Raw genomic sequence first — 26251 nt, 5'->3', positions numbered from 1 at the left:
GCGCCCTAGCGATCTGACGTAACGTCAGCTAGCGTCCCCTTCGCCCACCGCCCGGCGAAGGGGACGTCGTCATGTGTGCCATTCCCGCCCGTCACCCGACCACCACCCCTCGACGAGGCGCTGTGCGCCACCCCATCCCGATATCGGTCCTGCGCTTCAACCTCGTCGACCCGTCGCCCACCCCCGACGCGCTGTCCGCGCGCTACCGCGCCGCCCTCGAGATGGCCGCCTTCGCCGACGACCGCGGCCTGACCATGGTCCAGACCGAGGAACACCACGCCACCGCCAACGGCTGGATGCCCTCTCCGCTGACCTTCGCAGGCGCCGTCTTCGGCGCCACCCGCCGCATCGGCGTCACCGTCTCCGCGCTGATCACGCCGCTGCACGACCCGCTGCGGCTGGCCGAGGACATCGCCACGCTCGACCTGCTCAGCGGCGGCCGCCTGATGACCGTCGCCGGGCTCGGCTACCGGGAGGCGGAGTACACGGCGCACGGCAAGGACTGGAAGGGCCGTGGCGCCCTCCAGGACGAGGTGCTGCGGACGCTGCTCGACGCCTGGACCGGGGAGCCGTTCACCTATCAGGGGCGTACGGTCCGCATCACCCCGCGCCCGTACACCCAGCCGCATCCCCTGCTGCTGATCGGCGGCAGCTCCCGGGCCGCGGCCCGGCGCGCCGCCCGCCTGGGACTCCCCCTCTTCCCCAGCGCCCACCTCCCGGAACTGGCGGCCTACTACGAGGAGCGGCGCGCCGAGTTCGGCACCGAGGGCTGGGTGATGCAGCCGCCCGAGCGGACCGCACTGCTGCACCTCTCCGAGGACCCCGACCGCACGTGGGCCGAGTACGGGGCGCATCTGCTGCACGAGGCCCGCACCTACGCCTCCTGGCAGTCCGCCGGCATCCGCTCCGCGGTGCGCTCTACCGCGACGGACGCCGAGACGCTGCGCAAGGAGGGCGTCTACCGGATCGTCACGCCGGACGCCTGCCTGCGGCTGGCCCAGGAGGCGGGCGCACAGGGCTCGTTGATTCTGCATCCGCTGTGCGGGGGCATGCCCGTCGACGAGGGCTGGCGTTCGCTGCATCTCTTCGCGGAGCGGGTACTGCCGCGGCTGGAGGCCGCTACGGCGGGCTGACCTGCGACGTTTGCCGCGCGGGGCGGCGTTGTCAGTGGCGCGTGTCACGCTCGGTCACATGAACTTGGAGGACGAGGGCCGCACCCCGCCCACCGGTCCGCGCCGGACCGGTTACCGCTTCCCCGTACCGCGAAAAAGGTGCTGCCCCGGCTCGGGTGAGCCGGGGCAGCAGCCACAACTGAGGAGACGGACTGGCGGGGGGGGTTAGCCCATCTCCTCCAACGCCTTGCCCTTGGTCTCCTTGACGTACTTGAGCACGAAGGGGATCGAGAGCAGAGCGAAGACCGCGTAGATGACGTAGGTGCCCGAGAGGTTCCAGTCGGCCAGGCTCGGGAAGCTGGCCGTGATGGCCCAGTTGGCGATCCACTGCGCGCAGGCGGCGACGCCCAGCGCGGCGGCGCGGATCTTGTTCGGGAACATCTCGCCCAGGAAGACCCAGACCACGACGCCCCAGGAGAGGGCGAAGAAGAGGACGAAGACATGCGCGGCGATCAGGGCCACGGTGCCCTCGGTGGCCGGCAGAGTGCCGGCCGCGGTCTTGGCGGAGAACGCCCAGGCCTCCAGGGCGAGGGCGATGGCCATACCGGCCGAGCCGATCAGCGCCAGCGGGCGGCGGCCGATCTTGTCGACGAAGATCATCGCGATCACGGTGCCGATGATGTTGATGATCGAGGTGGTGAAGCTGTAGAAGAACGAGCTCTCGGGGTTGATCCCGACGGACTGCCAGAGCGTCGAGGAGTAGTAGAAGGCGACGTTGATGCCGACCAGCTGCTGGAAGACCGAGAGTCCGATGCCGACCCAGACGATCGGCAGGAAGCCCATCTTGCCGCCGAGCAGGTCCTTGAACGTCGACTTGTGCTCGCGGCGCATCGCGTCCTGGATCTCCACGACCCGGGTGTCGAGGTTGACGGTGTGGCCCTCGACCTCGGCGAGCACCTCCTTGGCGCGGGAGACCTTGCCGACGGAGATCAGGAAGCGCGGCGACTCGGGGATCGCGAAGGAGAGCAGACCGTAGAGAACGGCCGGCACGACCATCACGCCGAGCATCCACTGCCAGGCCTCCAGGCCGGCGAGGGTGTTGCGCTGGCCGCCGGCGAGGTTGAGGATGCCCCAGTTGACGAGCTGGGAGACGGCGATGCCGATGACGATCGCGGCCTGCTGGAACGAGCCGAGCCGGCCGCGGTAGGCGGACGGCGAGACCTCGGCGATGTAGGCCGGGCCGATGACCGAGGCCATACCGATCGCGAAGCCGCCGATGACCCGCCAGAAGGCCAGGTCCCACAGGGCGAACGGCAGGGCGGAGCCGACGGCGCTGATGGTGAACAGGACCGCAGCGATCTGCATCACGCGGATGCGGCCTATCCGGTCCGCGATCCGGCCGGCGGTCGCGGCGCCGATGGCGCAGCCGATCAGGGCGACGGCGATCACCTGGGCGAGGATCGCCGGGCCGACGTCGTAGCGGCTGCGGATCGCCTCGACGGCACCGTTGATGACGGAACTGTCATAGCCGAAGAGGAAGCCGCCCATCGCGGCAGCCGCGGTGATGAAGATGACATGGCCGAGATGGTCCGGATGTGCCTTACGGCCTTCGGGGACCGTCGGCTGCGCGGTGCTGGTCAACGTGAACTCCAGTGGCCCGGCTGCGCTGCCGGGCATCGGGGGCTGGCCCTTCCAGTGGCGCATAGGTTGGAGGTACCCACCACTTGAAGGTAAAAGCAACGTTGCAGAGACTATGCCTTCAAGTTTCGAAGTCAATAGCCCGTGATGAATTCGTTTCCCGCCACGTTTCCGCAAGCCTCTGGTGACGCTTCGTTCAAGTTATGAAGAGAGTCGAAGAAGTGTCAGGAGGGGGCTCAGGAGGGGAGGCGACCGAGGGGCCACAAATGATCAATGCAGACGCTGGCTGATCACCTTCGAGACGCCGTCACCCTGCATCGAGACGCCGTAGAGCGCGTCCGCGACCTCCATCGTCCGCTTCTGGTGAGTGATCACGATCAGCTGGGAACTCTCCTGGAGCTCTTCCATGATCCGGATCAGCCGCTGCAGATTGGTGTCGTCCAGCGCCGCCTCGACCTCGTCCATCACATAGAACGGACTGGGCCGCGCCTTGAAGATCGACACCAGCAGCGCCACCGCCGTCAGCGACCGCTCGCCGCCCGACAGCAGCGAGAGCCGCTTGACCTTCTTGCCCGGCGGCCGCGCCTCCACATCCACCCCGGTCGCCAGCATGTCGTCCGGATCGGTCAGCACGAGCCGTCCCTCGCCACCCGGGAAGAGCCGCGCGAAGACCCCTTCGAACTCCCGCGCCGTGTCATGGAAGGCCTCGGTGAAGACCTGCTCCACCCGCTCGTCGACCTCCTTGACCACCCGCAGCAGATCGGTCCGGGTCTTCTTCAAGTCTTCAAGCTGCTCGCTGAGGAACTGGTGACGCTCCTCCAGCGCCGCGAACTCCTCCAGCGCCAGCGGATTCACCTTCCCGAGCTGCTGATACGCCCGCTCGGCGGCCTTGAGCCGCTTCTCCTGCTCGGCCCGTACATACGGCACCGGCTGGTTGCGCGGATGCTCCGGGTCCTCGGGCAGCACCTCATCCTGGGCCGGCGGCGACGGCGGTACGAGCTGATCGGGCCCGTACTCGGACATCAGCCCGGCCGGCTCCACCCCCAGCTCCTCCAGCGACCTGGTCTCCAGCTGCTCGATCCGCAGCCGCTTCTCCGCGCCCAGCACCTCGCCCCGGTGCACCGAATCCGTCAGCTTGTCCAGCTCGGACTTCAGCTCCCGGCCCTGTTCACGCTCGGCCACCAGCGCCGCTTCCCGCTCGGCCTTCGCCCGCTCGGCGGCCGCCCGCTCCTCCTCGGCCCGTACGACCGACACCTCGACATGCGCCAGCAGCTGCCGCGCACCGGAGGCGACCGCCGAGGCCACCGCCGCCTCATGGCGCAGCCGGGCGCGCCGCTGCTCGGCCCGCGCCCGCGCCTCCCGTTCGGCGCGCGCCCCCCGGTCCAGCGAATCCGCCCGCCCGGCCAGCGCCTTCACCCGTTCCTCATGGGTACGCGCCTGGAGCCGGGCCTCCATCTCGGTCTGCCGCGCATTGGCCCCGTCGGCGGCCAGCCGGTCCCGTACGGACGTATCGGGCTCCTCCTCGCCGGCGCTCGCGTCCTCCTCGGCCACCGCCAGCCGCTCGGCCAGCTCCTCGGCCTCCTCGGTGGCCCGCAGCAGCGCCTCCTCCGCCTTGGCGGCCGCCGCGGCGGACCGCTCCGCCTCGCCCGCGGCCGCCCGCGCCTGCCCGCCGAGCCGCCCCAGATCCCCCGCGACCTTGGACTTCTCCCGGTCCGCCGCCCGCCGCCGCTCGCCCAACTCCTCGACCAGCGCGGCACATTCCCCGCGCCGTTCTCCCGCGGCGCGCTGCGCCGTCGCCAGCTCCGCACAGCGCGCCGCCAGGCTCTCCAGCTCGGCCGCCGCCTCGTCGACGGATGCCTGCACCTCCAGCAGACTCGGCGCCCCGGCCGACCCGCCCTGGGCAAAGTGCGCCCCCAGCAGATCCCCCTCACCGGTCACGGCCGTCAGCTCGGGCCGCGCCGCCACCACTTCCTCGGCGTCCTCCAGCGTCCCGACCACCACCACATCCCGCAGCAGCCGCGCCACCGCCGCCGTCAGCTCCCGCGGCCCACCCACGAGTTGACCGGCCCGCACGGGCTCGGAACGGGGGCCGGGCACCCGGGGGACGGCAGGAGCGGGGAGAGCGGGGCCGCCGGCCTCAGCGGCCGCCGGTGCGGGCTCACCGGATTCGGCCGCCCCGGCCGACGCACCCGCACCACCCCCGCCGCGCGTCGGCGCCGCCATCGCACCCTCCGCAGCCGTCACACCGGTCACTTGCGCCGTACCGACCTCATGGGTCACTCCAGCCGCACCCGGCGTGCTGTCCCCTCCCGTCCCCTGCCATCCGATCGCCGCATGCTCCGCCCCCGTACCGTCCGGCGCTTCCTCACCAACCGCCCGCGCCGGTCCCGGCACCCGGCCGACTGCCGTATCGGCCGGCTCACCCGTCCCGCGTCCCGCCGCTACATACGCACCTGCCGCACCATCCACCCCAGCGCCGTCCCCCAACACCATCGCCGCCCTCCCCGCATCCTGCTTGCGCAGCAGCCGGATGGCCTCGGCGGCGGTGGCCGGACCGGTGACGGCGACGGCGTCCGCGGCCGCGCCGAGGGCCGCCGCAACCGGGATCTCGAAGCCGGGGGTGACGGTCAGCAGTTCCGCCGCCGGGCCGAGGACGCCGGTGAGGCGGTCCGCTGCGGCCAGCAGCGCGCCCGAGCCGTCCTTACGGCGCAGCCCCAGCGCCAGCGCGTCGTGCCGGGCCGAGGTCGCGGCCCGCTCCCGCTCGGCCGCGGTCAGCGCCTCGCGCGCGGCGGTCAGCTCGCTCTCCGCCGCCGCCAGCTCCCGGCGGGCCGCCTCATACCGCTCGCCGAGCTCGTCATCGTCCGCGTCCAGCCCGTCGACCTCGGCCTTGAGCTGCTCGTACGCCTCCTGGGCCACGGCCGCCCGCTCCTGGGCGCCGTCCCGTGCCTCGGCGAGCCGGCCGATCTCCGCCCGCGCCGAAGCCGCCCGGCCGCGCGCCGCGGTGACCTGCCCGCTGAGCCGGGCGAGCCCCTCGCGCCGGTCGGCGATGGCGCGGGCGGCATCCCGCAGCCTGCGTTCCTCGTCCGCCAACTGCCGCTCCAGTTCGGCGCGGTGCTCGACGGTGTCCTCCAGCGCCCGGCTCGCCGCCTCCAGCGCGGCCGCCAACTCCGCCTCCTGCTCACGGATCCGGGCCGCCTCGCGCTCCATGTCCTCCGGGTCGCGCCCCTGCCGCTCGTCCGGCGGGGCGGCCGACGCGCTCTTGACCCGCGCCTCGGCCAGCGAGACCGTGCCGCGTACCCGCTCCGCCAGCTGCGACAGCTCGTACCAGGTCTGCTGGGCCCGCTGCACCCGCGGCGTCAGCGTGCGCACCTCCGCCTCCAGCACCGCCTCGCGCTGCAGCGCGGTCCGCAGCTGGGCCTCCGCGGACTCCTTGCGTTCCTTGAGCGCGGCCTCGTCCTCGATCTCGGCGCGCAGCGCCCGGCGCAGGGTGACGAGGTCATCGGCGAGCAGCCGCAGCCGGGCGTCGCGCAGATCGGCCTGGATGACGGCGGCCCGCCGGGCGACCGCGGCCTGCCGCCCCAGCGGCTTGAGCTGGCGGCGCAGCTCATCGGTCAGATCCTGTACGCGGGCGAGGTTGGCCTTCATCGCGTCCAGCTTCCGCAGCGCCTTCTCCTTGCGCTTACGGTGCTTGAGGACGCCCGCCGCCTCCTCGATGAATCCCCTTCGCCCCATCGGGTCGGCGTGCAGTACGGAGTCGAGCTGCCCCTGCCCGACGATGACATGCATCTCGCGCCCGATGCCGGAGTCGGAAAGCAGCTCCTGGATATCGAGCAGCCGGCAGGTATCACCGTTGATCTGATACTCGCTGCCGCCATTGCGGAACATGATCCGGGTAATGGTGACTTCGGCGTATTCGATGGGCAGCGCGCCATCGGAATTGTCGATGGTGAGCGAGACCTCGGCCCGGCCCAGCGGTAGCCGGCCGGTCGTCCCGGCGAAGATGACATCCTCCATCTTGCCGCCGCGCAGCGACTTGGCACCCTGCTCACCCATGACCCAGGACAACGCGTCCACGACATTCGACTTGCCGGAACCATTGGGTCCCACGACGCAGGTGATGCCGGGCTCGAAGCGCAGCGTCGTCGCGGAGGCGAAGGACTTGAAGCCGCGCAGGGTCAGACTCTTGAGATGCACGCTTTTGGACTCTACCGGCCGATTGTCGGGGTGCGACCCCAACATTCCGCCGCCGGTCGCCGCCGCCGTTTCGGGGGTGTACGGCCCCCGGGTATGCGGCGGCGTTCATTTTCGGTTTCACCGGGGAATGCGCAGGGCACATCATGCGGTAAGGGAGGCACCACGAGGCCGAAGAGGCCGCAGGGACGAAAACGAAAGCCGGGAATCGACGGCCTGAAAAGCTACTGCCGGGGAAACGACGAAGGGACGCCGAAGCGTCCCTTGCAGATCTTGAAGAGAGCGGCGGTGCCTCAAGCGGCTGGCGAGCAGCCCGACCGGCCCTGGGGTTGGGGTCAGGTGAGCGCGGGCTCCGCCTGGGGTACGTCGATGTCGAGCATCGAGTCGTCGTGACGTGCGGCAGCGGACAGCATGTCGTTTTCGGCCTGCATCCGAATAAGTTCGGATTCAAGGTCTTGGACGCGCTGCTGAAGCCGTCGCATCTCGGAGAGGACTCGGGGGTCGGAGCCGCCGACGTAACCGAGAAGCGCCTTTGCCATGATGGATGGTCCTCCACACTGAGTGACCGACCGAAGCGGTGTGGGTCGTGAGGGATTCGCACCCGCGGTGCTTGCCATTACTGAGGTCTTCAATGCCAAACAGCTAAGGTGCGCGGGGATTCCAGAGTCTCACCAAAAGGTTTGAGGGTCAACACGATCACCCCCCGTATCCTCGGGCACCCGAGAGTGCGCGGCCGCTTGGGCTCTGCGCCTACTCCCCAGAAAGGTCCCGCGGGGGTGTGGAGATCATCTGTACAGCGGCAGCCTTGCACGGGTCGGCCGAGTTGGCAACCACCAGGCCTTATCTCCTGTGAGCACCTGACAAAGGCATAGCCCAAAGATCATTTTTGACGGCCGTGCGGTCGGTTTCCGCGGGCCTCTCAGCGGATCTCGAAGCCGTCGTAACCGCCGCGGGGCGTGTCCCATATCTCAGTGACACCGTCGACCCGGCCGGGCGTGTCTCCGGTACGCAGCCAGTCCAGCAACTGTTCGCAGCGTTCCTTGGGTCCTTCCGCGACCACCTGGACGCGGCCGTCGCCGAGATTGCTGGCGAATCCGGCCAGTTCACCGATGCTCAGGGCGTTCGCGCGGGTGAACCAGCGGAATCCGACCCCTTGGACTCGGCCGCGCACCCACGCGGTCACCCGGACGTCTTCGTTCATGTGTGCACGTTAACCGGCCAATTGCCCGTCGGGCACCTCGGCCCGGTACGCCATGGCGTACAGTCCCCCGACATCGAGACTCACCCGTTCGGGTGAGTCAACTTGACGCCTAGGCAGGCTCTGCGGCGGTAGCCGCTCCAGTGGAGCCGGTGCTTGCACCGGAGGAAGGAAGCCAGCGGATGGGCCGCCATCGACGTTCTGCTCCCCACGCGCCCGAACCCATAGGAACCCGGCCTGTTGACGCCCCGCCGGCGGCACCGTCCGCCGCCGACGGCAGCGCGCGGCACGCCGGCCGCCGGGCCGCACGCGCCCGCCGGGCGGCGCCGGTACGCACCGGACTGCTCGGTGCCTCGGCCGCGGTGGCCATGGGAGCCGTGGCGGTCGCCTCCGGACTGATCCCGGGCGGCGGGCAGTTCGAGGTGAGCGGCGGCGACCGCGGCGACCGGGTACGCGCCGACTCGCTGCCGGAGCCCGATCCGCAGGGCGGCAATGACATGACGCCGACGGACCGCGCCACCGACCCGGCGAGCCGCGGCGGCGCGCGTCCCACCGCTCCGCACACCCCCCGCGCAACCTCCGCGGCGACCCCGTCGGTCTCCCCCTCCCCGCACCGTACGGCCAAATCCCCCGCCAGAAAGACCGGTTCGCACCGCCCGGCGGAGACCGCCGCCCCGACGGCCGCCGCCACGCCCAGGAGCTCCGCGACCCCGTCGAAGACCGCGGACCCCCAGTCCGCCGCCGAGGCCGAGGTGCTCTCCCTCGTCAACCAGGAGCGCGACCGGGCCGGCTGCTCCCCGGTGACCGCCGGCAGACAACTGGCCGGGCTGGCCCAGAGCTTCAGCGACGACATGGCCGAGCGGGGCTTCTTCGATCACACCGACCCGGACGGCAACACGCCCTGGGACCGCGCACGCGACCTGGGCATCGTGGACCTCGGCGGCGAGAACATCGCCCGCGGCCAGGCCAACGCCCAGTCCGTGATGGACTCCTGGATGCACAGCCCCGGCCACCGCGCGAACATCCTCAACTGCGAGTACAAGACCCTCGGCGTGGGCGCCCACTTCGGGCCGGGCGGGCCCTGGTGGACACAGGACTTCGGGTTCTGAGGCCGCCGCGGACGGGCCGGTCGGCCGCCGGCCGCTGAGGGCTCACCCGTACGGCCGTACCGTGAGGGCGCGAGGCCGCCGGCGCACCAGGCTGCCCCGGGCTCGCCGCGGTGAGCAGGGAGCGGACGAGATGGTCGTCGCTCCCCGGGGCCATGGCGCCCTCAGCCCAGCCGGGCCGGCCGCGGCGGCCGCTGGCAGCGGGGGCAGAAGTAGCTGGAGCGGTTCATCCAGGGGCGGCGGCGAATCGGTGTGCCGCAGCGGCGGCAGGGTTCGTCCTCGCGGCCGTAGGCGTCCAGGGAGCGGTCGAAGTAGCCGGACTCGCCGTTGACGTTGACGTAGAGCGTGTCGAAGCTGGTGCCGCCGACGGCGAGGGCGGCGTTCATCACCTCCCGGACGTGGCCGAGCAGCTCGGCGGTGCGGGGACGGGTGAAGGTGGCGGTCGGGCGGTCGTAGTGGAGCTTGCTGCGCCACAGCGCCTCGTCGGCGTAGATGTTGCCGACGCCGCTGATCAGGGACTGATCGAGCAGGGCCCGCTTGATGGTGGTCCGGCGGCGGCGCAGCGCCTCGTGGAAAGCGGCGTCGTCGAAGGCCGCGTCGAGCGGGTCGCGGGCGATGTGGGCGATGACGTCGGGGAGGTCGTCGGCGTCGCCGGGGACGGTGTCGTGCAGCGAGAGGCCGCCGAAGGTGCGCTGGTCGACGAAGCGGAGTTCGGTGTCCAGGTCGTCGGCGAAGCGGATGCGGATGCGCAGGTGCTTTTCGTCGGGGGCGTCCTCGGGCTGGACGAGGAGCTGGCCGCTCATGCCGAGGTGGGCGAGGATCGCCAGGCCGTGTGTGACGGACGGGGCGATCATCGGCGTGATGCCTTCGGCGGCGGTCTGCGCGGCCGGGCCGCCGCCGGTGACCGGGAGCCAGAGGTATTTGCCGCGGCGGCGTGCCGTACCGATGCGCAGGCCCTCCAGGCGGGCGGCGAAATCGGCCGAGCCGGCCGTGTGCCGGCGGATCGCACGGGGGTGGCGGACCTCGACGGAGTCGATGGTCCGGCCGCTGACCCAGCGCTCCAGTCCACGGCGGACGACCTCGACCTCGGGCAGCTCGGGCACGGGGAGCTCCTCACAATCCTCGGGAAAGACTTCTGACCCCGTCCAGGGCGGCCGGGCCGCCCTGGACGGGGTCAGAAGAGGGATTCAGTGTGCCGACGACTCGGCGTCGCCGGAAGCCGGAGCGTCGTCCTGCGCACCCGGCGACACATCGTCTCCGGAAGCCGACTCCTTGGCCTTGGCCGCCTCGTCCGCCGCGGCGCGAATGGAACGCCACGCGGACTCCGCCGCCTGCTGCTCGGCTTCCTTCTTGCTGCGGCCGGTGCCGGTGCCGTACGAGACACCACCGACGCGGGCGGCAGCAGTAAAGGTTTTCTCGTGGTCCGGTCCGGTCTCGGTGACCAGGTACTCCGGGACGCCGAGACCTTCGGTCGCGGTGAGTTCCTGGAGGCTGGTCTTCCAGTCGAGGCCCGCGCCCAGGCTGGAGGACTTCTCGATGAGCGGGTCGAAGAGCCGGTGTACCAGCTCGCCGGCCGCCTCGAGGCCCTGGTCGAGATAGACCGCGCCGATCACCGCTTCAAGGGTGTCGGCGAGGATGGAGGCCTTGTCCCGGCCGCCCGTGCCCTCTTCGCCCCGGCCGAGGCGGATGAAGGCGCCGAGGTCGAGGCCGCGGCCCACCTCGGCAAGCGCACGCGAGTTGACCACCGCGGCCCGCAGCTTGGCCAGCTGGCCTTCGGGCAGGTCGGGGTGGATGCGGTACAGCGTGTCGGTGACCACCAGGCCGAGCACCGAATCCCCGAGGAATTCGAGCCGCTCGTTGGTGGGCAGACCGCCGTTCTCGTATGCGTACGAGCGGTGCGTCAGCGCACGCACCAGAAGGGCGGACTCGAGCTTGTACCCGAGCCGCCCTTCCAGAAGCGTGTGGGACGAGGCTGTGTCCGCCGGATTCTCATCCCCGCGCTTGCGAGGAGACGGATTGGCGTCTTCCGCCTTCTTGGGGCTAGACACGCTGCCTGTCACCAGCCGCTCAGACCTCGAGGACCTGGCGCTTGTTGTAGGTGCCGCAGCTCGGGCACGCGATGTGCTGCAGCTTGGGCTCGTGGCAGCTAGCGCATGCCACCAGGGTGGGGACCGCAGCCTTCCACTGCGACCGGCGGTGGCGCGTGTTGCTGCGCGACATCTTCCGCTTCGGAACAGCCACGGCTACTTCTCCTGAGGTTCATCCCCGCCGTCGCGGGGAACGTTGTCCTTCTCGTCGTCCTGGTTGGTCCCGACGAGTCCCTGCAGTGCCGCCCAACGCATGTCGACGGCATCGTGGTGGTGGTCCGGGTCGTCCGCGAGCCGCGCTCCGCAATCGGAGCACAGGCCCGGACAGTCGTCCTGGCACACCGGCTGCAGCGGCAGTGTGAGCACCACCGCATCCCGCAGCACGGGTTCGAGGTCGAACAGGTCGTCCTCGATGAAGAAGGTGTCTTCCTCGTCCTCGGCGTCGTCGCCGGATTCCGCGGGGCGGATCCGGTCATCGGCGTCGGGGTAGGAGAACATCTCCTGGAAGTCCGCGTCGAGCTCTCGCTCCAGCGGCTCCAGACACCTTACGCACTCCCCCTTCACGGCTGCACGGGCGGTACCTGTGACAAGTACCCCGTCCATGACCGATTCCAGGCGGAGGTCGAGCTCGATCGATGCGCCCTCGGGCACTCCGACGACCTCATTGCCGAGGTCCCGGGGGGCCTCGACGGTGCGGGAGAGCCGCTTGAGCGTGCCGGGACGACGACCCAGCTCGCGTGTATCGAACACGAGCGGGGAACGGTGGTCGAGGCGGGCGTTGATGGCTTCCTGCTTTCTGTACTGCGCTACGAGCCGCCCGAGATCCGATGGATATGCGGGCAGCAGTGATCGCGAAGTAGACGCGACCGAACAGCCAGGATACTGGACAGGCCCCGATAGGCCCAATCCGCTTCCGGACCTTGCGGGGACGGCTACTGGCGGCCCTCTTCGTACTGCCGGATCTGCTCCAGGTTGATCATGCTGGTGTCGAAGAGGCTGGTCTCGTCCAGCGCCCCGGCCTGGGCATGCGGGTCCTGGGGTGCGTGCGGGGGCTGCGGCGGCAGCTGCTGCTGGTACTGCGGTGCGAGATATCCGGTGGCCGGGTCATAGCCCTGCTGCTGGGCCTGCTGGGCCTGCTGGGCCTGCTGGGCCTGCTGGGCCTGCTGCTGCCAGTCGTAGCCGTACGGGTCCTGGTGGTGCTGGGTATACGGGTCCTGCTGCGGCTGCTGATAGCCGTAGACGTCCTGCTGCTGGTAGGCCGCCGGGTCCGCGTAGTAGTCCTGCTGAAGCTGCGGCTGGGGCTGGAGCGGCTGGTGGGGGTCCGGGAGCTGCTGGTGTTCCTGGGGCTGCGGCGGGGCCTGGGGCGGCTGCGGGTCCTGGCCGGCGCCGATGCCCGCGAGGCCGGCGAGATATTCGGCGTCCGCCTGGGGCTGCCCGGTCTGCGGGTCGCCCGCCGTCGCGAGATGCATCCCGAGCTCATCGACCGCCCGCGCGCCCTGGAGCTTGTCGCGGCCGCGGCCGACCGCTTCCAGGGTCTTGGTCAGTACGGCCTGGAAGGCGCCGAACTTGGCATCCACATAGGCGTCGGCGCGCTGCTTGAGGGTCTCGGGGTCGGCGCTGCGCTCGGGCGCCTCGGTGCCGTCCTCGTCGGGGTATCCCTGCTCGCCGGCCCCCGGGCCGCGGCCGAGCAGCTTCTCGCGGCCGCGGTCGACGGAACCGATGGTCTTGGTGAGGACGACCTCGAAGTTCGCGAGCTTGCTGTCGACGTAGTCGTCGGCCTCGGCGCGGATCTCCTCGGCCTCCCGGCGGGCCTCCGCCAGGATCCGGTCGGCCTCGTCCTGGGACTGCCGGGCGACCTCGGTGTCGGAGATCAGCGAGCCGCGGTGGGCGTGCGCGGACTCGATGATCCGCTCCGCCTCGGCGCGCGCCTCCTCGACCATCTGCTCGCGCCCGCCGAGCAGCTCCTGCGCCTGCGCGAGGGAGCCGGGCAGGGCCGCCCGCACCTCCTCGAGCAGGGCGAGCAGCTCGGCGCGGTTGACCACGCACGAGGCCGACATGGGCACGGACCGGGCGCTGCCGACGGTCTGGACGATGTCGTCGAGCTTCTTCTGCACGTCCACCTTGGACTCGCCACTCTCTGAAGGGATGGAACGAGGGAACGGGACGACTGTACGACCACGGGCGCCGGGGCCGACACCTACTGACGCCCCATCAGGAAAGCGGCCGGCCGGCGCACGGCGCGGCCGGTCACCGCTTCTTGCGCAGCCGCTCGGTCAGGGCGTCAAGGACGAACGGCGGGACCAGATGGGAGACATCGCCGCCCCAGGCCGCGACCTCCTTGACGAGGCTGGAGGAGAGGAAGCTGTAGGTGGGGTTGGTGGGGACGAAGAGGGTCTCCACGCCGGACAGCCCGTTGTTCATCTGGGCCATCTGCAGCTCGTAGTCGAAGTCGCTGACGGCGCGCAGTCCCTTGACGATGGCGGGGATGTCGCGCTGCTTGCAGAAGTCGACGAGCAGGCCGTGGAAGGACTCGACCTCGACATTGCCGTACTCGGCGGTGGCCCGGCGGATCAGGTCGATCCGCTCGTCGACGGTGAACAGCCCCTGCTTCGACTGGTTGATCATCACGGCGACGTGGACGACGTCGTACAGCTTGGAGGCACGGGCGATGATGTCCAGGTGCCCGTTGGTGATGGGGTCGAACGACCCCGGACAGACGGCGCGGCGCAACTTCGTCTCCTCGCTCTGCGGTCCGGTGCTCTGCGGTCCGGTCATGACACGCTTGTTGACGTCGATTCGGCCGACGTCGAAGCGGCGCGACCGTACCAAAGCGTGGCCTCGCCGTAGCGACGGGCCTTGATCGCTTCAAAACCGTCCGGCCATGGGAACGTGCCGCCTCTGGTGCTGCGCTCCACGGTGACGAGTGCCCCCTCCGCAAGCCACCCCTGACCACGGAGTGTGAGCAGAATCTCGCGCAGATCGGCGTCCGTGGCGGCGTACGGCGGGTCCAGGAACACGACGTCGTACGGATCGCCCGGGGCCGGCGTCGCGGCGGTCTGTTCGGCCTTGCCGGCCCGCAGTTCGACGCCGGGGAGGCCGACCGCGCGGATGTTGTCCCGGATGGTGCGGGCGGCGCGGGTGTCGGCCTCCACGAGCAGGACGTGGGCGGCGCCGCGGGAGAGCGCCTCCAGGCCGACCGCGCCGGAGCCGCCGTACAGGTCGAGCACCCGGGCGCCGGTGAGCGGCCCGTCGAGCGACTCCCAGGTGGAGAACAGGCCCTCGCGCGCCCGGTCGGAGGTGGGGCGGGTGCCGTTTCCCGGTGGCACGGCCAGGCGGCGGCCGCCGGCCGTACCGGCGATCACGCGGGTCATGGGCCCGTCCTTACGTTGTGCGTGGGGTGGAGGTGCGGTGCTAGGAGCCGGGTGGGCTCCGCTCCCACGATATTCCGTCAGCGCACGGTCAGCGCCTGCCGGAGGCCTTCGGCAGGCGCACGGGACGGGTGATCGATCTCACCCTGGTCCCGCCGGCTCCGCGTCCCCTCCCCCGAACCCCTCCCCCTGTCCCGCTTCAGCCCTTGTCCAGGTACTGCTCCCGTTCGTCGTCCAGCAGGGCGGACAGCGCGATCCGCAGTTCGGGGTAGGCCGCCAGCTCGGGGTCGGCGGCGACGACCGCGGTGGCCTCCTCCCTGGCGGCCGCGATCACCTCCTCGTCGTCGATGACCGCGAGCATCCGCAGCGACGAGCGGACACCGGACTGCGCCTGCCCCAGGACGTCGCCCTCGCGGCGCTGTTCCAGGTCGATACGGGAGAGTTCGAAGCCGTCGAGAGTGCCGGCCACGGCGGCCAGCCGGGCGCGGGCCGGGGTGGCCTCGGGCATCTCGCTGACCAGCAGACACAGTCCGGGGGCCGAGCCACGGCCCACCCGGCCGCGCAGCTGGTGCAGCTGGGAGACGCCGAAGCGGTCCGCGTCCATGATCACCATGGCGGTGGCGTTCGGGACGTTCACACCGACCTCGATGACGGTGGTCGCCACCAGCACATCCAGCTCGCCGGCCGCGAACTTCCGCATCACCCCGTCCTTGTCGTCGGGGGCCATCCGGCCGTGCAGCACCGCCACTTCGAGGCCCGCCAGCGGCCCCTTGGCGAGCTTTTCGGCGACGTCGAGCACGGCCAGCGGCGGCCGCTTCTCCTCGATGTCCTCCGGTGAACTCGCCTTGTCCGCCGCTCCCTTGGCGCTCTTCTTCGCCCCCTTGAGTGCGTCCTCCTCGTCGCCGATCCGCGGGCACACCACATAGCCCTGATGCCCGGCCTCGACCTCTTCGCGGACCCGTTCCCAGGCGCGGGCCAGGAAGTGCGGTTTGTCCTTGGCGGGCACCACATGGCTCGCGATCGGCGAGCGCCCGGCGGGGAGTTGGTCCAGGACGGAGGTCTCCAGATCGCCGAAGACGGTCATCGCGACCGTGCGCGGAATCGGGGTCGCCGTCATCACCAGGAGGTGCGGCGTCCGCTTTTCCCCCTGGGAGTGTCCCTTGCCGCGCAGCGCGTCGCGCTGCTCGACGCCGAAGCGGTGCTGTTCGTCGACCACGACCAGACCCAGGTCGTGGAACTGCACCTTGTCCTCGATCAGTGCATGCGTCCCGATGACGATGCCCGCCTCGCCGGTGACGAGATCGAGCAGCGCCTGACGGCGGGCCGCGGCACCCATGGAGCCGGTCAGCAGCACCACCTTGGTGCCCTGGTCGGCGCCGCCGAGCATCCCGCCCTCGGCCAGCTCGCCCATCATTTCCGTGATGGAGCGGTGGTGCTGCTGGGCGAGGACCTCGGTCGGCGCGAGCATCGCCGCCTGACCGCCGCTGTCGACCACTCCGAGCATGGCGCGCAGCGCGACCATGGTGTTGTGGGTCACCGTGAAGTGGTCGGTGACATAGGCGTGGTCGGGGTGGGCGACGCTGATGCACTGGACGGGCTTGCGGCCGACGTGCTCGATGGCCCGGATGTCGCGCCGGAAGCCGGTGTGGCCGGTCGACGCCGCATCCGGCAGCGCCACGTAGACGTCGTACGCACCGTCCCGTACGGGGCAGAGCCGCGCACTGCCGCCCAGGGAGCGCACCAGCCACGCGAGGTCATCGGCCGGCTGGGCGGGCGCCGCGCGGTAGACCGCCGATCGGTGGACCGCCGCGGCCCCTGTGGGCCGCCCCCCTGCGTCCAACAGCCCCCGCACCACGGCCAGCCGGTCCTTGAGGGGGGCGTTGCGGTACGCATCCGGGAGCCGGCCCGCCCCCTCGGCCAGCGACCGGCCCAGCCGGTACGGATCCAGCGGCCGGTCCCCGCCGTCGTCGAGGTCCACCGGTGTGGCCGCCGCGATGGACCACTTGGGCCGGCCGTCGGCCCTCAGCAGATCGCCCCGCAGTTCGCGCGTCGTCAGCACCCGCTCCTCCGTACCGCGGGCCCCGACGATCCACAGATGCTCGTCGTCGCACTCGACCGTGCTGCCGTCCGACAGCACCAGCCGCCACACCTCCCGCTCGCCCTGCGGAAAGACGCCGTCGACCACGGCGACCTCACCGGACGGCACCACCACCTCGGTGCCGACGGTCATTTCCCCCATGGAGCGGAAGCCGCGCGGCGTCAGCACCAGGGCATCCAGCGGCTGGGCCTTGCCGGAGCCCACCTCGCCCTGCAGGAGGCGGTGCATGGGGTGGTCGGTCGCCAGGTCGTCGAAGATCTCCCGGCTGACCTTCTGCTGGCCTTCGGTGAGCGTGAAGGGCAGCTTGGCGTCGAAGGCGTCGAGCAGACCGTCCGCCTTCAACGTCCTGGGTACGGCGGGGAGTTGGGTCTCGGCCAGTCGGCGCCGGGCGAGCGCCACCTGGAGGACGAACGCCTCGTCCCATTTCAGCCGGGCGCGCGCATCGGCGATATCGGCCTTGGTCCCCGGCCGGTGGATCTTCAGCAGCGCCTCGGTGAGCGGGATCAGGGCGCGGCCCTCGCGCAGCGCGTCCGGCAGCGGATCGGCGGCGTCCTGCGCGCTGGGCAGCACCGCGTCCACCGCCTTGGCGAGCTTCCAGGAGGCCATCTGCTGGCACGCCGGATAGATCGGCATCAGCTGATGGGCGAAGGCGTCCACGGCCCCGGCGTCGCTGTCCTTGTCCAGGAGCTCGTATTCGGGGTGGGCGAGCTGCAGTTTGTGGTTGAAGACCGAGACCTTGCCGGCGAACATCGCGCGCCGGCCGGGCAGCAGCTCGTTGTGCGGCTTGTGGATGCCCTTGCCGAAGAAAACCAGCCGGAGCCGGCCGCTGCCGTCGGTGAGGGTCACTTCCAGCCGCTGTCCTCTGCCGCCGTTGAATTTCAGCACCCGGGCGTCGGCGACCTGTGCGACGACCGTGACGTGTTCGTCCAGCGGGAGATCCGCGAGACGGGTCAGCTCGCCGCGCTCGGCGTAGCGCCGGGGATAGTGATGCAACAGATCGCCGACCGTATGCAGGTCGAGATGCTCGGCGAGCACCTTCGCGGTGCTGCCGCCGAGGATTTTCTTCAGGGGTTCGTCGAGCGCTGCCACGCACCTATTGCACACCACAGCACTGACAATCGCGGTGTGGTGAGCGCCAGAGCCCGGGATCGCGCAGCGTCGAGCTCCCGGCACCCCGGGTCTCGCGCTCCATGGCACCGGGAGGGCTTGTCCGCCATGAGTCCCGGCGCTCTTACTCCACCCCGATGAGCAGCGGCGCCGCGTACTGCCCGCCGTCGTAGACGACGGTGTCCACGGCCAGATAGCGCTCGCGGACATGCCGCTCCAGCCGTTCGGCGAGGGAATCGGGAATGTCGGTGCCGAGCACGAGGGTGACCATTTCGCCGCCCGCGGAAAGCATCCGGTCGAGCACCGTCATGGCCGTCCCGGCCAGGTCGGATCCGATCACCGCGACATCGCCGTCGATCAGGCCGAGGACGTCCCCGGCCTGGCAGACGCCGGCCATCGTCCACGACTGCCGCTCGGCGACGGCCAGCTCGGCGTAGCGGGTGGCGCCCGCGGCCGAGGTCATGGCGACCACGTCCTCGTCGAAGGTGCGGCCCGGCTCGTGGACGGCCAGCGCCGCGATGCCCTGGACCGCGGAGCGGGTGGGGATCAGGGCGACGCGTACGCCTTCGGTGCGGGCCTGTTCGGCGGCGGCCGCCGCGGTGTGCCGCAGTTCGGGGTCGTTGGGCAGCAGCATCACCTCGCGGGCGTGGGCCTGGCGGATCGCCTGGACCAGTTCGCCGCTGGCGGGCGGTTCCCCGGGGCGTACCGAGACCGCGGTCGCGCCCGCGTCGGCGCACAGCCCGGCGAGCCCGGCGCCCGGGACCACGGCGACGACGGCGCGCGCCGCCATCTCGGGCTCCTTGGTGCGGGTGACGCCGCCGAAGTGGGTGATGCGGATCCGGTAGGGGCGGCCCGCGTCTATGCCGACCTCCACGGCGGCGCCCGCGTCGTCGACATGGACGTGGACGTTCCACAGGCCGTCGCCGCCGACGACCACGAGGGAGTCGCCGAGCCCGTCGAGGCGGCTGCGCAGCCGGGCCACGGCGGAGTCGTCGGCTTCCAGGAGATAGATCACCTCGAAGGCGGGCCCGTCCCCGTCGGGGGCCGCGCAGCCGTCCGCTCCGGTGGCCTCGGGGCCGCCCGCCTCGGGGAGCGGCGCATCGGCCCGTACGGTGACGGGCGCCGCCGAGACCTCCCCGGACAGCGCGTCGGCGAGCGCACCGAGCAGGGCGACCAGTCCGCAGCCGCCGGCGTCCACGACGCCCGCGCGGCCGAGGACCGCGAGCTGGCCGGGGGTTGCCTTCAGCGCGGTGCGGGCGCCGTCGTGGGCGGCCCGAGCGATCGTGGCGGCGTCCCCGGTGGCGCGTTCCGCGGCGTCCGCGGCGGCGGTGGCCACCGTCAGGACGGTGCCCTCCACCGGGTGCGCCACGGCCTCGTACGTCGATGCGGCGGCCCGGCGCAGCGCCCGGCGCAGCACGTCGGCCGGGCCGTCGGGGCCGCCGGCCGGCTCGCCCCCTGCCGCCAGGACCTCCGTCATGCCGCGCAGCAGCTGCGCGAGGATCGTGCCGGAGTTGCCGCGGGCCCCGATGAGGGCGCCGTGGGCCATGGCACCGATGGCGTCGGCGAGGCGGGGTGCGGTGCCGGTGGAGGCGTGGCCGTCGAAGGCGGCCTCGACGGCGCGGGTGGCGGACTCCAGGGTCAGGTAGAGATTGGTGCCGGTGTCGCCGTCGGCCACCGGGTAGACGTTGATCGCGTCGATCCGCTCGCGCTCCCGGCCGAGCGCCTCCAGGGCCAGCCCGCACCAGGCGCGTACCGCGGCGGCGTCGAGCGGGTACGGCACATCGTCCTCCTGGATCGCGGGATGCACCGCACAGTAGCCGCGCTCCGGCCGGGAGGCCCGGGGCGGGTGCCGGGAGGCGCATGGTAGTTTCGTTGTACGGGAGCGGTCGTTGTATGCTGCTCCGGTTGCCCGATGAAAATCGGGCCATTCCTCTCCTGGCGACGCCGGTCGGTCAATGCACTCGGCCCGTCAGGATTTCACCGTAAGTGCATCTGAAGTCTTTGGAGTGACCCGTGGCTGCCAACTGCGACGTCTGCGGCAAGGGGCCGGGCTTCGGCAAGAGTGTCTCGCACTCGCATCGCCGTACCAACCGTCGTTGGAACCCCAACATCCAGACGGTGCGTGCAGTGATCGGGCGCACGCCGAAGAAGCTGAACGCCTGCACCTCGTGCATCAAGGCCGGCAAGGTCTCGCGCTGACGCCTTAGCCGTAGCGCAGCCCCTCCGGTTGCTTGTGAAGCCGGTCCACCTTCGGGTGGGCCGGCTTCTGCCGTTCCCGGGGGGAGGCGGAGGCCGGCGCGCACGGCCTCGGGGAACGGCGAGCGCCGCCAGTGCGGGCGGTGCTGTCACCGCTAGCTGGGCAATCACCGCTAGTGCAATCGGTGCTCGCCGTACCACCAGCGCTCGCCGTGCTGTCAGCGCTCGCCGTGCAGGCGCCAGCCATGGTCGACCGGCCCGATGCCCGCGCCCAGCCGGAAGCCGGCCGCGATGGCGCCATTGACGTAGTCCTTCGCCGCGGCGGCGGCCTGCGGGACGGTGTCCCCCTTGGCGAGCTGCGCGGCGATCGCGCTGGCGAGCGTGCAGCCGGTGCCGTGGGTGTGCCGGTTGTCGTGGCGGGGGGCGCGCAGCCAGTGCTCCTCGGTGCCGTCGGTGAGCAGATCGACGGCGTCCCCGGAACCGGCACCGGCCGCCAGATGACCGCCCTTGATGAGCGCCCAGCGCGGCCCGAAGTCCAGGATCGCGGTGGCCGCCCGCCGCATATCGGCCTCCTCCTGGACCTGTACGCCGGTCAGCTGGGCGACCTCGTCCAGGTTGGGGGTGGCGACCGTGGCGGTCGGCAGCAGCTTGGTGCGGACCGCGTCGAGGGCGGTGGCGGCGAGCAGCGCGTCGCCGTGCTTGGAGACGCCGACGGGGTCGACGACGATCGGTACCCGCAGTTCGGCGAGCAGCTCCGCGACGGTCTCCACGAGCCCGGCCGAGGAGAGCATCCCGGTCTTCACGGCCTCCACACCGATGTCGTCGACCACGCTGCGGAACTGGGCCCGTACGGCCTCGGCGGGCAGCTCCCACGCGCCCTGCACGCCGAGCGAGTTCTGTGCGGTGACGGCGGTGAGCACGCTCATGCCGTGCGTGCCGAGCGCCAGCATCGTCTTGAGGTCGGCCTGGATGCCCGCGCCGCCGCCGGAGTCGGACCCGGCGACGGTCAGGACGCGTGGAGGTATCTGCGGCGGGCTCTGTATTCGGCTCTGCATAAGGCCGAATCTACTCGGCGTCCTCGTTGTCCCCGAAGTGGTCCCAGCCGGCCTTCGCCCAGGGGGCGCCGTCCACGGTGACCTGGGGCAGCGCGGAGGGATTGAGCACCTCGCCGATGACCTTCCACCGGGCGGGCAGCTTCACATCCGGCGGGAAGGTGGCCACGATCGCGTGGTCCTCGCCGCCGTTGAGCACCCACTGCATCGGGTCGACGCCGACGGCCGTGCCGATGTCGGACATCTGCGAGGGAATGTCGATGGCGGCGGAGCGCAGATCGATGCGGACCTTGCTGGCCTCGGCGATGTGCCCGAGGTCGGCGACCAGTCCGTCGCTGACGTCGGTCATGGCGGTGGCGCCGAGTCCGGCGGCGGCCGGGCCCGCGTGGTAGGGCGGTTCGGGCCGGCGGTGCGCCTCGACGAAGGCGCGCGGCGAGCGGAAGCCGCGGGAGAGGACGGCGTGCCCGGCGGCGGACCAGCCGAGCCAGCCGGTCACCGCGACCACATCGCCGGGCTGGGCGCCGCCCCGGGTGACCGGTTCGGCGTTGCGCAGATCGCCGAGCGCGGTGATGGCGACGGTGATGATCTCGCCCCGTACGACATCGCCGCCGACCACCGCGGCGCCGGCCACCTGGCATTCGTCGCGCAGCCCGTCCATCAGCTCGGTCGCCCAGGTCGCGGGGAGTTCCGCGGGGACGACCAGGCCGAGAAGGATCGCGGTGGGCACCGCGCCCATGGCCGCGATGTCGGCGAGGTTCTGGGCGGCGGCCTTACGGCCGACGTCGTAGGCGGTGGACCAGTCGCGGCGGAAGTGCCGGCCCTCCAGGAGGACGTCGGTGCTGGCCACCACCCTCCGGTCGGGCGCGGTGACCACCGCGGCGTCGTCTCCCGGCCCGATGCGTACGGCAGGGGTGGAGGTGAGCCGGGCGGTGAGCTCCTTGATCAGCCCGAATTCCCCCAGCTCGCCCACGGTGCCCTTCATGCTGTTGCCCTTCCCATGCGTACGGACCGTCCGTACTTGGCTGACGACTGCGCCGCACTTGCCGCTTTCACCGCGCGGGTCTCCCCGCACCGCACGGTGACGCGGTACCGTGGCGTCCCTTCTTCCCACATGATCCCCGTAGCCGCCCTGGAGGTCCCGTGGTACAGGCGTACATCCTGATCCAGACCGAGGTCGGCAAGGCCTCCGCCGTGGCAGAGGTGATTGCGAAGATCCACGGCGTGCTGCAGGCCGAAGACGTGACCGGACCCTATGACGTGATCGTGCGGGCACAGGCCGACACCGTGGATGAGCTGGGCCGCATGGTGGTCGCCAAGGTCCAGCAAGTGGAGGGCATCACGCGTACCCTCACCTGCCCGGTGGTCCATCTCTAGCTCCCCCGTATGCTCGGCCGGGTGATGTCCAAGCGCCGCCGGTATCTTGCCCTGCCGTTGCTCACCGTGCTGTTCGGGGCGGTGAGCTGTGCTTCGTCGGATGTCGATGTGCCCTCCCCCCAGGGCGAGGCGCTACGGCACTGCCGGGCGCTCCACAAGGAGTTGCCGAAGACCGTGGACGGCCTCGAGCGCGGCAGTGCAGAGCCGGTCTCCGACTTCACCGCCGTCTGGGGCGATCCCGCCGTTCAACTGCGCTGTGGGGTGCCGAAGCCCGAGGTCCTCACGTTCGGGAATGAACATTACAACCCCAACCCCGACGCGGCAGTGGTCGACGGCGTCCGATGGCTTTTCGAGAAGCAGGACGACGGCTATCGCTTCACGACCGTGCTGCGCAAGGCCTATGTCGAGGTGACCGTGCCCGGGAAGTACGCCCCCGAGGTCAATGTGCTCCCCGACCTCGCGGGCGCCGTCAAGAAGTCCGTTCCGACCGGGGTCTAGGACCCCTGCGGTGCTTCAGCGCAGGCCCGTGGAGCGGGTCAGCGCGGCCTGCAGCAGCCGGTCGATCAGCTCCGGGTAGCTCACACCGCTTTCCTGCCACATCCGCGGGTACATCGAGATGGGCGTGAAACCGGGCAACGTATTGATCTCGTTGATCACGAACTCGCCGTTGTCCTGCAGGAAGAAGTCCGCGCGTACCAGGCCCTCGCAGGACGCCGCCTCGAAGGCCGCGACGGCCAGTTCCTGGACCTTGGCGGTCTCCTCGGCGGTCAGCGGCGCCGGGACGATGCCGTCGGCCGAGTCGATGTACTTGGCCTCGAAGTCGTAGAAGTCGTGGGCGGTGACCGGCGGGATCTCGGCCGGCACGCTGGCTCGCGGGCCGTCCTCGAACTCCAGCACCCCGCACTCGATCTCGCGGCCGCTCAGCAGCGACTCCACCAAGATCTTGGGGTCGTGGCGGCGGGCCTCCTCGATCGCCTCGTCCAGGCCCGCGAGGTCGTTGACCTTCGTGATGCCCATGGACGAACCGGCCCGCGCGGGCTTCACGAAGAGCGGCCAGCCGTGTTCGGCGGCGAAGTCGACGATCTTCTTACGGGCGGCCGCAGGATTCTTTTCCCACTCCCGCGGGCGGATGACCTCGTACGGGCCGACCGGCAGTCCGAAGGAGGTGAACACCCGCTTCATGTAGTCCTTGTCCTGGCCGACGGCGGAGGCGAGGACGCCCGAGCCGACGTAGGGGACGCCGGAGAGCTCCAGCAGGCCCTGCAGGGTGCCGTCCTCGCCGTACGGGCCGTGCAGCACCGGGAAGACGACGTCGACCTCGCCGAGCGCCTTGGGCACCGAGCCGGGCTCGCTGTAGACGATCTCGCGGTTGGTCGGGTCGACCGGGAGCACGACGCCGCCCTCGGCGGACTCGGCGAGCTCGGCCACGGTGGGCAGCTGCCGGTCCGTGATGGCCATCCGCTCGGGATCGTCGGCGGTCAGCGCCCAGCGGCCGTCCGTGGTGATGCCGATGGGCAGCACCTCGTACTTCTCGCGGTCGATGGCGCGCATGACGGCGCCGGCGGTGACCACGGAGATGCCGTGCTCGGAGCTGCGGCCGCCGAAGACGACGGCGACGCGGGGCTTGTGGGAGGAGGTCTGGCTGCTCATAACGCGTTGAGAGTACCTGCTGAGGGCCCAGGAGTCAGTGCTGCGGCGCCGGGTCGTGCCGCCGCAACCGACAACGGCCCCCGCCTCGGGCCACCACGCCGCGGGGCGCTAGTGCCGTTCTGGCTTGGCGGTGCGCGACATCAGTTCCTTGAGGGCGACCATCGGCGGCTTGCCCTCGTGGACGATGTCCACGACCGTCTCGGTCAGCGGCATGTCGACGCCGTGCCGGCGGGCCAGATCCAGTACGGACTCGCACGACTTGACGCCCTCGGCGGTCTGCTTGGTGACCGCGATGGTCTCCTCCAGCGTCATGCCGCGGCCGAGGTTGGTGCCGAAGGTGTTGTTGCGCGACAGCGGCGAGGAGCAGGTGGCCACCAGGTCGCCCATGCCGGCCAGGCCGGCGAAGGTGTGCGCGTCGGCGCCCATGGCGAGGCCGAGGCGGGTGGTCTCGGCCAGGCCCCGGGTGATCAGGGATGCCTTGGCGTTGTCGCCCAGGCCCATGCCGGTGGCGATGCCGACGGCGAGCGCGATGACGTTCTTGACCGCACCGCCCAGTTCGCAGCCCACCACGTCGGTGTTGGTGTACGGGCGGAAGTACGGGGTGTGGCAGGCGGTCTGCAGCCGCCGGGCGACCGCTTCGTCGGCGCAGGCCACGACCGCGGCGGCGGGCTGGCGGGCGGCGATCTCCTTGGCGAGGTTGGGGCCGGTCAGCACCGCGACGCGCTCGGCGGGGACCTTGGCGACCTCCTCGATGACCTCGCTCATGCGCTTGGCGGTGCCCAGTTCGACGCCCTTCATCAGGGAGACCAGGACCGTGTCGGCGGGCAGCAGGGGCGCCCATTCGCTGAGGTTGGCGCGCAGCGTCTGCGAGGGGACGGCAAGGACGGCGAAGTCCGCGCCGTGCGCCGCTTCCGCCGGGTCTGTGGTGGCCCGTACGGACTCGGGGAGCTCGACCCCCGGCAGGTAGTCGGGGTTGGTGCGGCCGTTGTTGATGGCGTCGACGACGGCCGCGCGGCGCCCCCACAGGGTCACCTCGCATCCCGCGTCGGCGAGCACCATCGCGAATGCGGTGCCCCAGGACCCCGTGCCGTAGACGGCGCAGCGCGTCACTTGCCTTCATCCTCCTGTGCCTGCTGGGTGCTTCCGGCCTGCTGAGCGCTTCCGGCCCGCTCGGTACCGGCAACGGCCCCGCCGCAGCCAGGCTCCATGAGGGCATCCGCGGCGGCCTTCGCGGCCTGGCGGGCGGCGCGGCGCTCGCGGGCGATGGCCTTGCGGTAGTCGTACGGTTCGGCGGGCGCGGGCTCGCCGCGGACCTCGGCCAGCTGCTCGGTGATCGCGGCCATGATGGTCGCGGTGACGGCGCGCAGCACCTCTGCGGTGGGCTCCTTGCCGTAGAACTCGCTCAGGTCGACCGGCGGTCCCGCCTTGACCTTCAGCGTCTTGCGCGGCAAGAGCTGGAGCTTGTTCTCCTTGGCGTACGGCGGCATCGCGGCATTGGCGCCCCACTGGGCGACGGGAATGACCGGCGCCTTGGTCAGCAACGCCACCCGCGCGGCACCGGTCTTGCCCTGCATGGGCCACATCTCGGGGTCGCGGGTGAGGGTGCCCTCGGGGTAGAAGGCGACGCATTCGCCCTTGTCGATCGCGGCGACGGCGGCCCGGAACGCGGTGGCCGCGTCGGTGGTTTCCCGGTAGACGGGGATCTGGCCGGTGCCGCGCATCATCAGGCCGACAAAGCCGCTCTTGAAGAGACCGGACTTGGCGAGGAATCGCGGGACCCGTCCGGTGTTGTACTGATAGTGCGCATAGGAGAGCGGATCGAGATACGAGTTGTGGTTGACCGCGGTGATAAAACCGCCGTCGGCCGGAATGTGCTCCATTCCCTGCCAGTCCCGCTTGAACAGAACCAAGAGCGGCGGTTTGCAGATGACCGCGGCCAAGCGGTACCAGAAGCCGATTCTGCGGCGGGACACTTGGACACCCTCCTTGTGGGACCTGCGAAGCTGCTGCGAGCCGGCAGCCGCACAAGTGTCGCCCCAGGTACCCGCTATGTCGAGAACACCGTAACCCCGTC

23 protein-coding genes are annotated in these 26251 nt (G+C 71.1%); 5 read left to right on the top strand and 18 right to left on the bottom strand.

Going from position 1 to position 26251, the window contains the following annotated elements; translation table 11 throughout:
* Positions 1–134: 134 nt before the first annotated feature.
* Positions 135–1133, top strand: a complete 999-nt coding sequence (locus ACZ4S3_RS25230) for an LLM class flavin-dependent oxidoreductase (RefSeq protein WP_467938070.1) — start codon at positions 135–137, stop codon at positions 1131–1133.
* A gap of 204 nt (positions 1134–1337) precedes the next feature.
* Here the strand turns inward: ACZ4S3_RS25230 and ACZ4S3_RS25225 are convergent, their stop codons facing one another.
* The 4 genes from ACZ4S3_RS25225 to ACZ4S3_RS25210 all read right to left on the bottom strand — a co-directional run bounded on the left by ACZ4S3_RS25225 (position 1338) and on the right by ACZ4S3_RS25210 (position 8142).
* Positions 1338–2753, bottom strand: coding sequence for a sugar porter family MFS transporter (locus tag ACZ4S3_RS25225; RefSeq protein WP_467937832.1), 1416 nt, complete (start codon positions 2751–2753; stop codon positions 1338–1340).
* Positions 2754–3020: 267 nt separating this feature from the next.
* Entirely contained in the window at positions 3021–6944 is a 3924-nt protein-coding gene (locus ACZ4S3_RS25220; protein WP_467937830.1) for an AAA family ATPase, read from the bottom strand.
* A 332-nt stretch (positions 6945–7276) separates the two neighbouring features.
* A complete protein-coding gene (locus ACZ4S3_RS25215) occupies positions 7277–7480 on the bottom strand; it encodes a hypothetical protein (RefSeq protein WP_046925798.1) in 204 nt (67 codons plus the stop codon).
* 380 nt (positions 7481–7860) lie between these two features.
* Positions 7861–8142, bottom strand: coding sequence for an acylphosphatase (locus tag ACZ4S3_RS25210; protein ID WP_467937828.1), 282 nt, complete (start codon positions 8140–8142; stop codon positions 7861–7863).
* Between the two features lie 179 nt (positions 8143–8321).
* Between ACZ4S3_RS25210 and ACZ4S3_RS25205 the strand changes: the two genes are divergently transcribed.
* Positions 8322–9248, top strand: a complete 927-nt coding sequence (locus ACZ4S3_RS25205; RefSeq protein WP_467937826.1) for a CAP domain-containing protein — start codon at positions 8322–8324, stop codon at positions 9246–9248.
* Between the two features lie 161 nt (positions 9249–9409).
* Here ACZ4S3_RS25205 and mutM read toward each other — a convergent pair whose 3' ends face one another.
* From mutM to ACZ4S3_RS25160, 9 genes are all read right to left on the bottom strand, one after another.
* Positions 9410–10348: a bifunctional DNA-formamidopyrimidine glycosylase/DNA-(apurinic or apyrimidinic site) lyase gene (gene mutM, locus ACZ4S3_RS25200; protein WP_467937824.1), complete on the bottom strand. Its 939-nt coding sequence runs from the start codon at positions 10346–10348 to the stop codon at positions 9410–9412.
* A gap of 84 nt (positions 10349–10432) precedes the next feature.
* Complete coding sequence (gene rnc, locus ACZ4S3_RS25195; protein ID WP_467937822.1) at positions 10433–11305, bottom strand: ribonuclease III; 873 nt, start codon at positions 11303–11305, stop codon at positions 10433–10435.
* Positions 11306–11312: 7 nt separating this feature from the next.
* Positions 11313–11486 (bottom strand): 50S ribosomal protein L32, encoded by a 174-nt coding sequence (rpmF, locus tag ACZ4S3_RS25190; protein ID WP_030087884.1) that lies wholly within the window; start codon positions 11484–11486, stop codon positions 11313–11315.
* Between the two features lie 2 nt (positions 11487–11488).
* Positions 11489–12082: a YceD family protein gene (locus tag ACZ4S3_RS25185; RefSeq protein WP_467937820.1), complete on the bottom strand. Its 594-nt coding sequence runs from the start codon at positions 12080–12082 to the stop codon at positions 11489–11491.
* A 182-nt stretch (positions 12083–12264) separates the two neighbouring features.
* Entirely contained in the window at positions 12265–13452 is a 1188-nt protein-coding gene (locus ACZ4S3_RS25180; RefSeq protein ID WP_467937818.1) for an ATP synthase F0 subunit B, read from the bottom strand.
* Positions 13453–13579: 127 nt separating this feature from the next.
* Positions 13580–14107 carry a pantetheine-phosphate adenylyltransferase gene (gene coaD, locus ACZ4S3_RS25175; RefSeq protein WP_467937816.1) on the bottom strand — a complete coding sequence of 176 codons (528 nt, stop codon included), beginning with the start codon at positions 14105–14107 and terminating at the stop codon, positions 13580–13582.
* Positions 14104–14703, bottom strand: coding sequence for a 16S rRNA (guanine(966)-N(2))-methyltransferase RsmD (gene rsmD / locus ACZ4S3_RS25170; RefSeq protein WP_467937814.1), 600 nt, complete (start codon positions 14701–14703; stop codon positions 14104–14106). The genes coaD and rsmD overlap by 4 nt, the downstream gene beginning before the upstream one ends.
* A gap of 196 nt (positions 14704–14899) precedes the next feature.
* The gene (locus ACZ4S3_RS25165) at positions 14900–17887 is read right to left on the bottom strand and encodes a helicase-related protein (RefSeq protein WP_467937813.1); all 2988 of its coding nucleotides are present in this window, start codon (positions 17885–17887) and stop codon (positions 14900–14902) included.
* A 142-nt stretch (positions 17888–18029) separates the two neighbouring features.
* Positions 18030–19685, bottom strand: a complete 1656-nt coding sequence (locus ACZ4S3_RS25160) for a DAK2 domain-containing protein (protein ID WP_467937811.1) — start codon at positions 19683–19685, stop codon at positions 18030–18032.
* A 233-nt stretch (positions 19686–19918) separates the two neighbouring features.
* On the opposite strand from ACZ4S3_RS25160, the gene rpmB reads away from it, so the two are divergent.
* Positions 19919–20104, top strand: coding sequence for a 50S ribosomal protein L28 (gene rpmB / locus ACZ4S3_RS25155; RefSeq protein ID WP_006602870.1), 186 nt, complete (start codon positions 19919–19921; stop codon positions 20102–20104).
* A 215-nt stretch (positions 20105–20319) separates the two neighbouring features.
* Here the strand turns inward: rpmB and thiD are convergent, their stop codons facing one another.
* Positions 20320–21156 (bottom strand): bifunctional hydroxymethylpyrimidine kinase/phosphomethylpyrimidine kinase, encoded by an 837-nt coding sequence (gene thiD, locus ACZ4S3_RS25150; RefSeq protein ID WP_467937809.1) that lies wholly within the window; start codon positions 21154–21156, stop codon positions 20320–20322.
* A gap of 10 nt (positions 21157–21166) precedes the next feature.
* Entirely contained in the window at positions 21167–22135 is a 969-nt protein-coding gene (locus ACZ4S3_RS25145; protein WP_467937807.1) for a thiamine-phosphate kinase, read from the bottom strand.
* A 158-nt stretch (positions 22136–22293) separates the two neighbouring features.
* Between ACZ4S3_RS25145 and ACZ4S3_RS25140 the strand changes: the two genes are divergently transcribed.
* Both ACZ4S3_RS25140 and ACZ4S3_RS25135 read left to right on the top strand, forming a co-directional pair.
* Positions 22294–22527 (top strand): Lrp/AsnC ligand binding domain-containing protein, encoded by a 234-nt coding sequence (locus ACZ4S3_RS25140; protein ID WP_467937805.1) that lies wholly within the window; start codon positions 22294–22296, stop codon positions 22525–22527.
* 24 nt (positions 22528–22551) lie between these two features.
* Positions 22552–23025 (top strand): DUF3515 domain-containing protein, encoded by a 474-nt coding sequence (locus ACZ4S3_RS25135; RefSeq protein WP_467937803.1) that lies wholly within the window; start codon positions 22552–22554, stop codon positions 23023–23025.
* A 15-nt stretch (positions 23026–23040) separates the two neighbouring features.
* On the opposite strand, the gene ACZ4S3_RS25130 is transcribed toward ACZ4S3_RS25135, so the two are convergent.
* The 3 genes from ACZ4S3_RS25130 to ACZ4S3_RS25120 form a co-directional block, all read right to left on the bottom strand.
* Positions 23041–24177: a D-alanine--D-alanine ligase family protein gene (locus tag ACZ4S3_RS25130; RefSeq protein WP_467937802.1), complete on the bottom strand. Its 1137-nt coding sequence runs from the start codon at positions 24175–24177 to the stop codon at positions 23041–23043.
* Between the two features lie 108 nt (positions 24178–24285).
* On the bottom strand, positions 24286–25287 hold the full coding sequence (locus ACZ4S3_RS25125) for an NAD(P)H-dependent glycerol-3-phosphate dehydrogenase (RefSeq protein ID WP_467937800.1): 1002 nt from the start codon (positions 25285–25287) through the stop codon (positions 24286–24288).
* Positions 25284–26150, bottom strand: a complete 867-nt coding sequence (locus ACZ4S3_RS25120) for a lysophospholipid acyltransferase family protein (protein WP_467937798.1) — start codon at positions 26148–26150, stop codon at positions 25284–25286. The genes ACZ4S3_RS25125 and ACZ4S3_RS25120 overlap by 4 nt, the downstream gene beginning before the upstream one ends.
* Positions 26151–26251 lie beyond the last annotated feature (101 nt).

This window comes from Streptomyces sp. NPDC028368, from assembly GCF_055565615.1.
This window is presented reverse-complemented; position numbering and strand designations above follow the sequence as displayed.